The sequence below is a fragment of the Deltaproteobacteria bacterium genome (genome assembly GCA_016875225.1).
Lineage (GTDB): Bacteria > Myxococcota_A > UBA9160 > SZUA-336 > SZUA-336 > VGRW01.
The window spans coordinates 38,064-50,929 of sequence record VGRW01000008.1; the positions used below are offsets into that span (position 1 = coordinate 38,064).

The following is a 12,866-nucleotide window of genomic DNA, read 5'->3' on the forward strand; positions in this document are numbered from 1 at the left end:
CGGGGTGTCACGGCGGCGGGAGTCTCGAATGGCTATCCTCGGGATTCATCCTGCTGGAGCCTTGCCGATGCCCTTCGCGAGCGTGAACCGCCACGACCTCTATTTCGAGGACTCCGGGGGAAACCGGCCTGCCGTGATCTTCAGCCACGGGTTCCTGCTCGATCACTCGATGTGGGGCGCGCAGGTCGAGGCCTTCTCGGGCCAGCTCCGCTGCATCACCTGGGATCAGCGCGGCCACGGCATGAGCGACTGCCTCGGGCCCTTCGACTACTACGACTCCGCGGCCGACGCGATCGGGATCCTCGACCACCTCGGAATCGAGAAGGCGGCCTTCGTGGGGATGTCGCAGGGGGGATTCCTGTCGCTGCGGGCGGCCTCGAAGTTCGCGCCGCGCGTGAAGTCGCTCGTGCTGATCGGCACGGTCGCCGCGCTGCCGGACGACGAGGTCCAGGATGCGCAGCGCGAGATCGCCGACAGCTGGCTCGCGCAGGGCCCGGTGGGCGAGATCGCCACCCGGATGGCGACGATGATCTTCGGGCCCAAGTACAAGGCGGAGCCCTGGATCGGCAAGTGGCAGGCGAAGCTGCCCTGCGAGTTCGCCCATCCCTGGGAGGCGATGCTCGCGCGCGACGACTTCACTCCCTTCCTCGCGGACGTCCGCTGCCCGTCGTTGCTCGTCCACGGCAGCAAGGACGCGGCCTTCGCTCTCGACGCGGCCAAGGCGATGCGAGACGGCCTTCCGGACTGCAAGGGACTCGTCGTCGTGCGCGGTGCGGAACATGCCGCGAACCTCACCCACGCGAAGGCGGTGAACGAGGCGCTGCAGGAGTTCCTGCGCAAGTACGCCTGAGCCCTCGCAACCGGGCGCGTGGCCCGCGGTTGCACCATCGGGACGGGATCGAGCCCGTTCCGATGACGACGAGGAGCAAGGCCATGAGGCTCGACCGAAGTCCGTTGGCGTTCGTGGCGATCGTCGGAGTTCTGCTGATCGCAGGACCCGCGCTCGCAGACGACGTCCCTTCCCCGAAGCGGGATCGCGCGCAGCGCCAGGAGTTCTGCAAGCAGAATCCGCAGAAGTGCGAGGAGCAGCGCGCGCGGATGAAGCAGCGCCGGGACGAGTTCAGGGCGAAGTGCGAAGCCGATCCCGCCTGGTGCGAGCAGAAGAAGAAGAAGAAGAAGCGCCGCGAGCGCTTCCACGAGCGGCACGGAACGGGGCCGGCTAGCGAAGGGGCGCCGCAACCTCCCGAATGAACCGGTCCAGCGTCGCGAGCTTCCGATCGCGAGGGCCGAGCGTGAAGTCGGGCACGATCAGCTCGTCCACGCCGGCCTCGCGATACTCGCGGACGATGTCTCGCACCTCGTCGACGTTGCCGATGATCGAGGGCCGGTCGATCGGCCGGCTGCGCAGCTTCTCGGCGAGATCGCGGTCGTCGGTCAGGAACAGCAGAGCCACCGCGGAGCGCTGGATCGCGCGCGTCGGCCGGCCGAGCTCGGCGCAGTAGCCGTCCAGGATCGCCATCTTGTGGCGCAGTCTCGCCACGTCGCCCCAGACGTTCCACTCGTCGGCGAAGCGCGCCGCGATCCGCAGCGTGACCTTCTCGCCGCCGCCTCCGATCAAGAGCGGCAGCGGTCTCTGCACCGGCTTCGGCTCCAGAACCGCGTTCGACAGCGCGTAGTGCGCGCCGCGAAACGTCGTCGTCTCGTTGGCGAAGAGCGACTTGATCAGCTCGCACGCCTCCGCCAGTCGCTCGAGCCGCTGCTTCACGGTGTAGAACGGAATTCCGTACTGGCGGTGCTCGTTCTCCTGCCAGCCTGCACCCAGGCCGAGCACGAAGCGCCCGCCGCAGATCTGATCCAGCGTCGCGGCCATCTTCGCGAGCACGGCCGGATGGCGGTAGGTGTTTCCGGTCACGAGCGGGCCGAGTCGGAGCCGCGGCACCGAGACGGCGAGCGCGGCCAGCGTCGTCCAGCACTCCGGCCAGGGAACCCGCGTGTTCGCACCATCGGGCATGAAGTGGTCGGCGCAGTAGATCCCGTCCCAGCCGGTCGACTCCGCATGCCGCGCGATCTCGAGCACGTCGGCGAAGCTCTGCATCGGCGCGGGCCAGACGCTGAAGCGCAATGGATCCTCCCTCAGGTTCCCGGAAACTTCGCGTGGTGCGCCCCGACCAGGAACACCGCGAGCCGCGCGGGCACGTGGCCGCGGTTGTGCCAGGCGTGGCGGGTGCCGTTCTGCACCACGCAGTCACCGGCGCGCAGATGTGCGACCACGCCGTCGTCGAGCTCGAGCCAGACCTCGCCCTCGAGGACCACTTCGAAGTCGATCGTCGCGGTGGTGTGCATCCCCGGCGCATCCGCCTCCATGTGGCTCGCAAGCCCCGGCAGCGCGGCCTCGAGCTCCTTCACCGCGGCGGGCAGGTCGGCCACCGCGGGCCGTGTGTGCGAATCGGGCGGGATCGTGAACATTCCGAAGCGGAAGCCGCCGACGGGCGGGAAGTAGGGATTCTGCTCCGGCGGCGAGCCGTCGTCGGGAAAGGACGGCGCGCGGTTCGCGCCCCAGAGCCGGTGGAACTCCGAGCCGGGCAAAAGCCCCGGTGTGATTCCCTCGACCTGTGAGTCCGAGGCAATCACGGCTTTGCCCGAGCGATCGTGACCGGTGACGACGCGGCGGATCTTCATCTTCCACCTCCTGTGCGGGTAGTATGGCGCGATCCGCAGGAGAGGGGCGCCGAACTGACGAACTCCGCAACGCCTGCCGACTCGACCGCGATCCCGCTTCTCGTTCTCGCGCGGAGCGCTGACGCGCGCGAGCTGCCCGTCGCAGCGGCCGCGCTTGCAGCTGCAAGCCTCGCGAGCGATCCGAGCGATGCGGAGCCTCGCGTCGCCGAGATGCTGCGCAGCTTCGGCCGCGCGCTGATCCTCGACCTGGGCTCGCCGCGAAGCGGGTCGCCGACCGAAGCGAGCCTCGGCTACGAGGCGTTTCACGATCCGACGTCGCTGCGCTGCGAGATCGCCGAGCTCTGCCGCGGGGCCGGAGTCTCGGCGCGCGCGAGGGCCGCCGTCGCGAGCGGCCGCGTGCCGGCCGCGTACCTGGGGGTGGATCCGCGCTTGCGCTGGCTCGAGATCGAACTACGGCGCGACGCCCCTCTGTGGCGGCCGATCCTGCGCGCGGCCTCGCGCTATGCGGCAAGCGAGCGGGGCGCGCTGTACGACGCATTCGCACGCACCGAGTTCCGAGCCGAGATCGGAGGCGGTCGCGTCGCGATCCGGATCGGCGCGACCGATGCGCTGCTCGACGAGCTGCTCGATTCCCGCGGCGTCTCGAGCTGGGCGTACGTCACGGCCTGGAATCCGCGCGCGCAAGCGCTTCCCCCGGGCGAGAACGCGCTGCGGCACGACGCGCTGGTCCGGCGCCTCGAGCACGAGGGCTTCCGCTTCTTCGAGGGAGAGGGCGTCGGCGAGAGCGCCGAGTGGACGCCCGAGCGGAGCGTCCTGATCCTGGGAATCTCCGAGCCGCAGGCGCTCGCGCTGGGAGAGCGCTGCGAGCAGGAGGCGATCGTCGTGGGAGAGCGGGGCCAGCCCGCGCGTCTCCGCTTCTGTGCGGGCGCGTGTTGACCGGCGAACGCGAGCGCTTCCGCGGCGCGCTTCTCGGCCTGGCCTGCGGCGACGCGGTGGGCACGTCGGTCGAATTCAGGCCGCGCGGAAGCTTCGCCCCGCTCGACGACATGATCGGCGGCGGCGCTTTCCGTCTTCGTCCGGGCGAGTGGACCGACGACACCTCCATGGCGCTCTGCCTCGCGCGCAGCCTGGTCGAGACCGGAGGCTTCGACGCGCGCGATCAGATCGAGCGCTACGCGCGCTGGCAGCGAGACGGGTACCTGTCGAGCAACGGTCGCTGCTTCGACATCGGCACGACCGTTGCCGACGCGCTCGCGCGCTTCCGAGAGAGTGGCGATCCGTGGAGCGGCTCGACCGATCCCCGCAGCGCCGGCAACGGCTCGCTGATGCGGCTCGCGCCGGTGCCGATGTTCTATGCGCCCGACTCGGTCGCCGCGATCCACTGGAGCGGCCAGAGCTCGCGAACGACACACGGATGTGACGAGGCCATCGACGCCTGCCGGCTCTTCGGCGCGATGCTCGCGCGCGCGCTGGCCGGCGCAGATCGCGAGACCGTGCTCGCGGCTGGAAGGGATCTGCCCGGGGATGCCGCGCCGCTCGCGCCGAAGATCGCGGCGATTGCGCGAGGAGACTACACGGCGAAGTCCGAGCGCGAGATCCGCGGCAGCGGATACGTCGTCGCGTCGCTCGAGGCCGCGCTGTTCTGCTTCGCCAAGACGACGAGCTATCGCGACGCCACCTTGCGCGCGGCGAACCTGGGCGAGGACGCCGACACGACGGCCGCGATCTGCGGTCAGCTCGCGGGCGCGTTCTACGGCGAGTCCGCGATCCCCGCGGCCTGGCGCGAGAAGCTCGCGATGCGGGCGCTGATCGAGGAGACCGCCGATGCGCTCCGCGCCGCGCGCCCTGCCTGAACGAACCTGGTGGATCGAGCCGGGCCGCCTGATGGGCGGCGCCTACCCGGGCGACCTCGATCCGAGGATCGCGCGCGACAAGGTCGCCGCGCTCCTGGACGTGGGGATTCGCGCGTTCGTGAACCTGATGGAGGAGCGAGAGAGCAACCGCGACGGGGCCGCGTTCGCGCCCTACGCGCCGATCGCAGCGGAGCTCGCGCGCGAGCGAGAGCTCCAGATCGAGTGCGCGCGCTTTCCGATCGTCGACCAGCGGATTCCGAGCGTCGCCGGGATGCGCGCGATCCTCGCCTTCATCGACGCGAGGCTCGCGCTCGACCGCCCCTGCTTCGTGCACTGCTGGGGCGGGCGCGGCCGCACGGGGACCGTCGCGGGAATCCACTTGATCCGGATCGGCCGCGCGACTCGCGAGAGCTTCGAGGCCACGATCCGCGAGCTTCGCGGCGCGGACGCGATGCGCGGCTCCGCGCCCGAGAACGAGCTCCAGCGCGGCTTCGTGCGCCGCTATCCGTTCGACGACGCCTGAACGCAGGACGCGATCCGATCGCGTTTCGGTCGGTACTCAGCCGCCGCCGAGCGTGCGCACGAGCGTGAGCGCCGAGCTGGCCAGGCCGTCGATCTGGGCGCGAAACGCGTTGGTGTCGGCGTTGGCGCCCATCACGCCTTTCAGGTAGCGGGCCATCACGCCCTCGACGATCGCGGCGAGGCGCCAGTACTGGAACGCGCGGTAGTAGTCGACGTTGGTGATCGGGCGGCCCGTCAGCCTCGAGTACAGCGCGAGAACTTCGGCGCGGGTCTGGAAGCCGCCCGCGGCCGACGGCGAGGCGGCTGCTGCGGCGCTGCCGCCGGCCTCGCCGGGCTCGGCCCAGTTGTTCATCAGGTAGCCCAGGTCGGCCAGCGCATCTCCGAGCGTGCAGAGCTCCCAGTCGAGCACCGCGGCGATGCGCGCGTTCGCGCCGGTGATGCAGTTGCCGAGCCGGTAGTCGCCGTGGACGATGCCGGTGTACTTCTGCTCGGGCATCAGCGCGACCAGCGCCTCGTGCACCTCGTCCATGGCGGGCAGCTCGCGGGTCTTCGATTTCTCCCACTGCGTGCGCCAGCGGTTGAGCTGTCGCGGCAGGTAGGCCTCCTTGCGGCCGAGGTCGCCGAGGCCGATCGCGTCGGGATCGACCAGGTGCAGGCGCGCGAGCACGCCCACCAGGGACTCGCCGATCTCGTGCCGCTGCGCGGGCGAGAACAGCCTGGCGACGGTCGTCGCGTCGGTGATCACGTGGCCCGCCACGAATTTCATCACGTAGAACGGCGCGTCGTTCACGGCGACGTCGGTGCAGAGGCCGAGCGCGGGAGCGACCGGCACGTCCGTCCTCGCGCCGATCGCCGCGACGATCTTGTGCTCGCGTCCCATGTCGTGCGCGGTCGCGAGCACCGCGCCGAGCGGCGGCCGACGCAGCACGAAGAGCTCGCCGTCGGCGGCCGTGACCTTGTAGGTCAGGTTCGAGTGGCCGCCCGCGATCAGCTCGAATCGGAACGGCGCGCGCGCGCCTTCGACGTGCTTCGCGAGCCAGTCGCCGACGCGTGCCTCGTGGATGCCCCGGACGTCCCCCGTGCCTGTCGCGGTCTCGCTCATCGCCGCATCGTACCCGATACCGGGAACTCGACGCGGACGCGCCCGAGCGGGCCGAAGTCCGCCTCGGCTGCGTCGCCCGGGGCGAGCTCGAGGATGTCCATGCAGCAGCCGGTGGTGACGATCTCGCCCGGACGGAGTCCGCGTCCCCAGCGCGGCAGCTCGTTCGCGAGCCAGCGCAGAGCCAGGAGCGGCGATCCGATCACGTTCGCGCCGCGCCCGCGCGAGGCCTCGCGCCCGTTCACGAACGTGGTCACCTCGAGCTGCGCGAGGTCGAGCGCGCGAAACGCCTCGATCTCTTCGCCGCCGACCCAGTGCGATCCGAGCGCGTTGTCCGCCGCGGCGTCCAGCGCCGGGACGCTGCGCCAGTCGGCGAAGCGAGTGTCGGCCAGCTCGATCGACGGGATCGCGGCGCCGACGGCGTCGACGACGGCGTCGAGCTCGAACGGGGCGGAGCGCCCCGGGAGCGCGCGCGCGATGCGGAACGAGAACTCGGTCTCGACCAGCAGGTTCGAGAAGCGCGCCGGATCGAGCCGCGCCGGACTCCTCGCCACGCGACCCTCGATCAGCCGGCCGAAGAGCGGCGACGGAATGCCGAGCTGCCGCTGCACCGCTGGATTGATGTAGGCGATCTTGTAGCCGATCGTGCGGCCGAGGTGAGAGGCGAATCGATCCTGAACGGTGTAGGCCTCGGCGAGGTCGCGCGGCCCGGCGCCGTCGGGCCATGCCGCGAGCGGTCGGCGCAACGAATCCGCGTCCCGAAGCGCGACTGCCGCGAGCTCGATCCGCTGCGCCGCCTGGGTCATCGGGCCGTCACGACGTGGCCCTGCCCGGAAATCCCGCCCAGAGGCGCCGGGTCGCGGAGCCGGGATCGAGCTCGAGCGCGCAGGTCGCGTCGAGCGTCATCGTCTCGCGACGCTCCACGGTGTAGGCAGGCCAATCGGGCAGGGAGCTCGCGCCCGGCGCGCCGCTTCGCGCGAACCCGGACCACGCGTCGACGAGCTGCGCCTCGAGTCGCTCGACGTCCGGGCCGCTACCCGCGAACGCCCGTCCCGCCGCGCTTCGCACGTTGCCGAACACGAACGGAATCTCGGCGGCGTGGCAGGCGCCGAGCGCCCCTCCTAGAAGCGCCGCGGGCCGCGTGAACAGGTAGGCGTGCACGCTCGCGCCGGCGGCGAGCTGCGCGTCGGCCAGATCGAGCGTCGGGATCCGGTAGACGCGATCGGTCTCGAGCGCGCAGAACAGGTCGACGGGCGTAGTTCCCACGCGCGCCTCGCCCGAGCGGCGGTAGCCCTCGATCAGCGCGCGTGCGCGCTCCGGGTCGCGTCCGGGAACGCGCTGCTCGACCCGCGCGCGAAGGCCCGCCTCGTCCAGCTTCTGCAGCCGCAGATCCATCGCCGCGAAGAGCTTCCACTCGTCGCGATTGCTCCCTACCAGAAGGGGAACGTCGCGCGAGAGCCCGGTCCGGATCGCGTCGAGCGGCGGCTCCTGGAGCACGATCCCGTCGACGACCGGCTGGAACGGAAGCCAGCCCGGCGTGCCGACGCGCCGCGCGACGATTCTGGACTGCGCCTCGAGCAGCACTGCCACGGGCACGTCGCGGAGCGCCCGCGTCGCGTCCCTCGCGATCCCGAGCTCGCGCAAGAGCTCGTCCGCGATCGCGATCGCGCTCGCGCTCGCCTCGTCGTGCAGGTGACTGGCCGCTCCGCTCTGCGCGATCGCTCGCTGGAACAGGCCGCGCGCCGCCGGGGTGCCGAGCAGGGCGGCCACGCTGCGCCCGCCCGACGACTCCCCGAAGATCGTCACGTTCTCGGGATCGCCGCCGAGCGCGGCTGCGTTGTCGCGCACCCACGCGAGCGCCTCGATCTGGTCGAGCAGTCCGAGATTCGCCTGCGCGCCGAGCCCCGCGGCACCGCGCGCGCCGAGATACAGGAACCCGAGCGCGCCGAGCCGGTAGTTGATCGTCACCACGACGACTCCGCCGCGCGAGACGAGCCCGGTCGGATCGTAGCTCTCCTGCGAGCCCGACCCGACCGTGAAGCCTCCGCCGTGGATCCAGACCAGAACCGGGCGGCGTGCGCCATCAGGGGACGGAGTCCAGGCGTTCAGGTACAGGCAGTCCTCGCTCTGCGCTCCGACGCTGGTTCCCGGCAGCGCGCCGGCGCCGAAGGCGGTCTGCGGCGCGGAGCCGCCGAACGCGTCGGCGTCTCGGACTCCGACCCAGCTCTCGGGCGGCTCGGGCGGTCGGAAGCGGCGCACCCCGACCGGAGCGCGCGCGTACGGAATGCCGAGGAAGCGCGTGACACCGTTCTTGGTGCGGCCCGCGAGCTTGCCACTCGTCGTCTCGATCACCGGATTCACGCGCGCGCGAGCCTATCACGCGCTCGGATCGAGCATCACCTTCATCACGCCGTCGCGTCGCGCGTCGAAGAGCGCGTAGGCCTCCGAGCCCTTCGAGAGCGGCAGCTCGTGGCTGAAGACCGACTCCGGGCGCAGCCGCCCGGATTGCAGCAGCGGCACGAGATCGCTCCAGAGCTCGGGCACCGGGCAGATGCCGATGCGGAAGGTCAGGTCCTTCATCAGCGCCAGCAGCATCGGGAACGGAAACGCCATGTTCGCGTTCACGCCGATCACCGACACCACGCCCGCCACGCGCACGAGCTGGATCGCGAGCCGGATCGTCTCGTCGGCGCCCACCGCCTCGATCACCGCGTCGGGACCCTGGCCCCCGGTCGCGTCGAGGATCGCTGCGAGCGGATCCTGCGCCGCGTCGATCGGGATCGCGCCCGCCGCGCGCGCCGCCGCGAGACGCTCGGGCACGCGGTCGATCGCGAAGATCCGCGCCGCGCCGAAGAGCTGCGCGCACTGGAGCGCGCACTGGCCCACCGGGCCGAGCCCGATCAGCGCGACCGTCTGCCCGGGGCGGATCTCCGCGTTCCTCGCGCCGTAGTAGCCGGTCGGCAGGATGTCGGCGAGCAGCACCGCCTGCTGCACGCTGACTCCGTCCGGCACGCGGAGCAGCGCGGCGTCCGCGCCGGGGACCGCTGCGGCCTCGGCCTGTCCGCCGGGAAGCTCGCGCGAGTTCCCGAACACGCGCGTCAGATGGCGCTCACAGCGGATCGGATGTCCGCCGGCGCAGGCGCCGCACTCACCGCAGCCGATCACGCCCGAGACGATGACCCGATCGCCGCTGCGGAAGCGACGCACGTCGCGGCCCGTCTCCACGATCTCACCCACGAACTCGTGACCGAGCGTGAATCCGGGCGGAATCGGAAGCGTGCCGTGATACAGGTGCAGGTCCGAGCCGCAGATCGCGGTCCGCTCGACGCGCACGATCGCGCCGCGTGAATCCGGCGGCGTCGGGTCGGGGAGAGACTCGAGCCGGACGTCCGCCTTGCCGTGGAAGACCAGCGCGCGATTCATCCCTCACCCCCGAGATTCGAGTGGCTCGCGCGATTGTGGTCGCCCGCCTCGGAGTACGTCAACGCGTCTCGGACGCGTGAGACGAAAAAGGGGCGGCCTGCGCCGTCGCGCCTGCCGCCCCTTGGTCTGCAACGCTTCGTCGTCCGGTCAGTATTTCCACTTCGCGCCGTCGAAGCGGAAGATCTCCATGATCTCGACCTTCTCGACGACCTGCGGCGAGCTCGACTTCGCGCCCTCCACCGTCGGGCCGGCCTTCTGGTAGCGGACCTCGTTGTAGACGAGCGTGCCGACTCCCGGTGCCCCTGGCTTGGCCCGCGTCTGGCAGCGGATCGGCACCTTCTCGTAGCCGGTGTAGGCGCCGACGACCTGACCGCCGTTCGGCACGTACTGGATCTTCTGCAGGTTCTGCTGCTCGCGGGCCGCGAGCTTGCCCATCCACTGCGCGCAGAAGCTGTCGAAGCTCTCCGCCGCCGCTACCGCGGGCATGGCCAGGGCGATCACGCCCGCGACGCCGAGCGCGCGAAGCGCCCGCAAGCTGTTCGATGTCGCTCGATGCATATGTCTTCCATCGCCTCCCGGGTTCGGGGCCGCCCTCCGAGGCCAATGCGTTCGATCGGAAACGAGCGCTGCGGAGTGAAGCCCGACGGATCGGGGACGATTTCTGCGTGATTCTGGACCCGTACTTGCAAATCCCGCAATTCCCATCATCATGCGCGTCGGCCGCGGCGACCTGCGTGCCTCTTGCGCCTGTGAGCACCTGTGCGGCAGGATGCGGGCGTCACTGCTTCCCCATCAGCCCATCGGGAGGATCCTGAATCATGAATCGAGTCATTTCCCTCGCCCTGACCTGCGTTCTGCTGCTCGGAACGAGTGGCTGCGCGACCATGCACGACACGTTCGGAGACGCGGCTCCCGTCGTCTGCGGGGTACTCGGTGGCGTGGCGGGTGCAGGCATCGGCGCGATCGCCTCCGACTGGCGCAACAACGAAGATCACCGGAACGACCAGAAGGCCGGCTACGCGATCGGCGCTGGCGCCGGTGCGGTGACGGGCGCGCTGCTCTGCGCCCTGGGTGCCCCGGACGACGTGCGCAACCCGCCGACGGTTCGCTCCACCTGCACGCCGGCCTCGGGCGCGCCTCCGCTCGCCGTCGAGTGCCGCTGCGTCGCGACCTCCGAGACCGGCACGATCAAGGGCTACGCGTGGGACTTCGGCGACGGCGGGAAGTCGACCGAGCAGAACGCGAAGCACACCTACACCGCAGCGGGTAACTACAACGCGAAGTGCAGCGCGACCGACAGCTACGACGCCGTGGGCTCGGGCAGCTCGGCGGTCTCCGTCGCGGCCGCGACCCGCAAGACGATCGTGCTCCGCGGCATCAACTTCGACTTCGACCGCGCGACGATCAAGCCGGAGTTCGAGGGCGTGCTCGACGCGGGCGTGGAAGCTCTGAAGGAGAACGCGGACGTGCGCGTGCAGGTGGCCGGCTACACCGACAGCGTGGGCACCGACGCCTACAACCAGGGTCTGTCGGAGCGGCGCGCGAATGCGGTGCTCGAGTACCTGTCCACTCACGGGATCGACGGATCGCGGCTCAGCGCGGTCGGCTTCGGCGAGACCAACCCGGTCGCGGACAACGCGACCGACGACGGCCGCACCCAGAACCGGCGCGTCGAGCTCAACATCCAGTAACCGGAGAATTCCCTGGGATGCCGCCCGGCTCTCGGGCATGGCGGCGTCCCAGGGAGCTTCCGGCCTCTCGCGGAGCAGGAAGCTCAGTTCGGGAGCGCCTGCTCCGCCGCGTCGTCGGCCGGCTCGGCCACACCCTCTGCGGCGGCATCCCCGGCGAGTGCGGCCTTCGCGGCCGCGAGCGCCTGCGCGAGGGATTCGTCGTTCGGATCGGCTCCGAGAGCCAGCGAGCAGAGTCGCGCGGCCTCGGCCCAGTTCTGCGCGGCCGCCGTCTCGAGACACGTCGCCGCGTACTCGTTGGCCGGCGCCCCTCTGGCGGCGCCCACCTCGGGCGTGCCGCGGTCTCCCTGCTGCCCGCAGGCCGCGAGTCCGAAAACCGCGATCGCGATCAGAGCTCCTCGAAGCATGAACCCTCCTCGTCCCCCGATCCTTCGGGTGGCCAGAGGCTACAGCGGGCCAATCTGCACCGTCAGTGCGCAGATCACACTTTGATCCGGTCGGTCCTGTAACGATCCCCGACACGGTCCGATAGGAGCCGGGTGGTGATCCGGCACTCGATCGAACGACTCGGGCTGGTGATCGCGGCGCTGCTGCTCAGCGCGTGCGCCTCGCTGCCGTGGCCGAGCGGCTCGGCTCGCCAGACCGGCGCTGCCGCCGGCGACGGCTGGATCGATCTTCGCGGAGTCGTGCACGTGCACACCCGTGTGTCACACGACAGTCACGGATCCATCGCAGCAGTCGTCGATGCGGCGAACGGAGCCGGGGTCGCCTGGGTCGCCTTCTCGGAGCACACGCGAAACGCCCGGGGCGTCCCGGCGAGCGGCGTGATCGACGGCGTGATCCTGATCCCCGGCTGGGAAGTCTCGGTTCTGGGCGGCTCGATGCTCGCGCTCGGCGTGAGCGACGCGGCGCGCCTGCCTCGCGCGCCGCGCGCGCTGGTCGAAGAGATCCACGCGCGCGGCGGCGCGGCGTTCGTCGGGCACATCGAGCGCTCGGCGCTGATGGAGCCGGCGCGATTCGCCGCGGCCGAGCCGGACGGGATCGAGATCGCGAATCTGCACGCGCGCGCCGCAGAGGTGCCGACCCGGCTCGCACTCGGACACCTGCTGCTCCCCGCGCAGCTGGCGCTGCGCCCGCTGCTCGGCGCTCCGCGCGCGAATCTCGCGCGCTGGTCCGAGCTGCCCGGCGCCCGAAGCATCGTCGGTGGCGTCGACGCGCACGCGAAGTTCCGCGCGCTCGGGCCGCTTGGCGGAACGATCGACCGCTACCGCGACACGTTCCGCCTGCTCACCACCCACGTGCGCGTTCGCGAGCGAAGCGCGTCCGCGATCCTGGAGGCGCTGCGCGAGGGCCGGAGCTACGTCGCCTTCGAGGGGATCGCGCCGGTGGACTCCTTCGAGGTCTCCCGCGAGGGCAGCTCCGTCCGAGTCCGGGCGCCTCGCGAAGCGCGGCTATTGCTCGTCTGCGCCGGAGCCGTCGAGAGCGAGGCCGTCGGGCTCGAAGTGGAGCTCCGAGCCAGCGAGGACACGAGCCGGTGTCATGTCGAGGCCTGGCTCGGCGACCGGCTCTGGATCGCGACGAGCCGTCTTGGCTGAGCACAGC

Annotated in this window: 15 protein-coding genes; 7 read left to right on the forward strand and 8 right to left on the reverse strand. The window is 71.0% G+C overall.

Annotated elements, in window-relative coordinates; all coding sequences use genetic code 11:
• Positions 1 to 28: 28 nt before the first annotated feature.
• Positions 29 to 850, forward strand: coding sequence for an alpha/beta hydrolase (locus FJ108_03845; protein MBM4335031.1), 822 nt, complete (start codon positions 29 to 31; stop codon positions 848 to 850).
• An 83-nt stretch (positions 851 to 933) separates the two neighbouring features.
• Positions 934 to 1,251, forward strand: a complete 318-nt coding sequence (locus FJ108_03850; GenBank protein MBM4335032.1) for a hypothetical protein — start codon at positions 934 to 936, stop codon at positions 1,249 to 1,251.
• Here FJ108_03850 and FJ108_03855 read toward each other — a convergent pair.
• Together FJ108_03855 and FJ108_03860 are read right to left on the reverse strand one after the other, a co-directional pair.
• Positions 1,220 to 2,122 (reverse strand): TIGR03560 family F420-dependent LLM class oxidoreductase, encoded by a 903-nt coding sequence (locus tag FJ108_03855; GenBank protein MBM4335033.1) that lies wholly within the window; start codon positions 2,120 to 2,122, stop codon positions 1,220 to 1,222. The genes FJ108_03850 and FJ108_03855 overlap by 32 nt on opposite strands.
• Before the next feature lie 11 nt (positions 2,123 to 2,133).
• Complete coding sequence (locus tag FJ108_03860; protein ID MBM4335034.1) at positions 2,134 to 2,679, reverse strand: cupin domain-containing protein; 546 nt, start codon at positions 2,677 to 2,679, stop codon at positions 2,134 to 2,136.
• A 210-nt stretch (positions 2,680 to 2,889) separates the two neighbouring features.
• Here FJ108_03860 and FJ108_03865 point away from each other — a divergent pair, with 210 nt between their 5' ends.
• From FJ108_03865 to FJ108_03875, 3 genes are read left to right on the forward strand one after another with little or no spacing between them, the layout of a single operon-like run.
• Entirely contained in the window at positions 2,890 to 3,615 is a 726-nt protein-coding gene (locus FJ108_03865) for a DUF3293 domain-containing protein (GenBank protein MBM4335035.1), read from the forward strand.
• Positions 3,612 to 4,532: an ADP-ribosylglycohydrolase family protein gene (locus FJ108_03870; protein MBM4335036.1), complete on the forward strand. Its 921-nt coding sequence runs from the start codon at positions 3,612 to 3,614 to the stop codon at positions 4,530 to 4,532. Before FJ108_03865 ends, FJ108_03870 begins: the two co-directional genes overlap by 4 nt.
• Positions 4,504 to 5,055, forward strand: a complete 552-nt coding sequence (locus FJ108_03875; protein MBM4335037.1) for a protein phosphatase — start codon at positions 4,504 to 4,506, stop codon at positions 5,053 to 5,055. The genes FJ108_03870 and FJ108_03875 overlap by 29 nt, the downstream gene beginning before the upstream one ends.
• A 36-nt stretch (positions 5,056 to 5,091) precedes the next feature.
• On the opposite strand, the gene FJ108_03880 is transcribed toward FJ108_03875, so the two are convergent.
• From FJ108_03880 to FJ108_03900, 5 genes are all read right to left on the reverse strand, one after another.
• Positions 5,092 to 6,156 (reverse strand): phosphotransferase family protein, encoded by a 1,065-nt coding sequence (locus FJ108_03880; protein ID MBM4335038.1) that lies wholly within the window; start codon positions 6,154 to 6,156, stop codon positions 5,092 to 5,094.
• On the reverse strand, positions 6,153 to 6,959 hold the full coding sequence (locus FJ108_03885; GenBank protein ID MBM4335039.1) for a hydratase: 807 nt from the start codon (positions 6,957 to 6,959) through the stop codon (positions 6,153 to 6,155). Before FJ108_03885 ends, FJ108_03880 begins: the two co-directional genes overlap by 4 nt.
• 7 nt (positions 6,960 to 6,966) lie before the next feature.
• The gene (locus FJ108_03890; GenBank protein MBM4335040.1) at positions 6,967 to 8,514 is read right to left on the reverse strand and encodes a carboxylesterase/lipase family protein; all 1,548 of its coding nucleotides are present in this window, start codon (positions 8,512 to 8,514) and stop codon (positions 6,967 to 6,969) included.
• 15 nt (positions 8,515 to 8,529) lie between these two features.
• On the reverse strand, positions 8,530 to 9,576 hold the full coding sequence (locus tag FJ108_03895) for a zinc-binding dehydrogenase (GenBank protein MBM4335041.1): 1,047 nt from the start codon (positions 9,574 to 9,576) through the stop codon (positions 8,530 to 8,532).
• Positions 9,577 to 9,723: 147 nt separating this feature from the next.
• Complete coding sequence (locus tag FJ108_03900; protein ID MBM4335042.1) at positions 9,724 to 10,134, reverse strand: hypothetical protein; 411 nt, start codon at positions 10,132 to 10,134, stop codon at positions 9,724 to 9,726.
• 260 nt (positions 10,135 to 10,394) lie between these two features.
• Here FJ108_03900 and FJ108_03905 point away from each other — a divergent pair, with 260 nt between their 5' ends.
• Positions 10,395 to 11,267, forward strand: coding sequence for a PKD domain-containing protein (locus FJ108_03905; protein ID MBM4335043.1), 873 nt, complete (start codon positions 10,395 to 10,397; stop codon positions 11,265 to 11,267).
• An 83-nt stretch (positions 11,268 to 11,350) separates the two neighbouring features.
• On the opposite strand, the gene FJ108_03910 is transcribed toward FJ108_03905, so the two are convergent.
• Positions 11,351 to 11,671: a hypothetical protein gene (locus FJ108_03910; GenBank protein ID MBM4335044.1), complete on the reverse strand. Its 321-nt coding sequence runs from the start codon at positions 11,669 to 11,671 to the stop codon at positions 11,351 to 11,353.
• Between the two features lie 135 nt (positions 11,672 to 11,806).
• Here FJ108_03910 and FJ108_03915 point away from each other — a divergent pair, with 135 nt between their 5' ends.
• Positions 11,807 to 12,859 carry a hypothetical protein gene (locus FJ108_03915; GenBank protein ID MBM4335045.1) on the forward strand — a complete coding sequence of 351 codons (1,053 nt, stop codon included), beginning with the start codon at positions 11,807 to 11,809 and terminating at the stop codon, positions 12,857 to 12,859.
• The last annotated feature ends 7 nt before the right edge of the window (positions 12,860 to 12,866 follow it).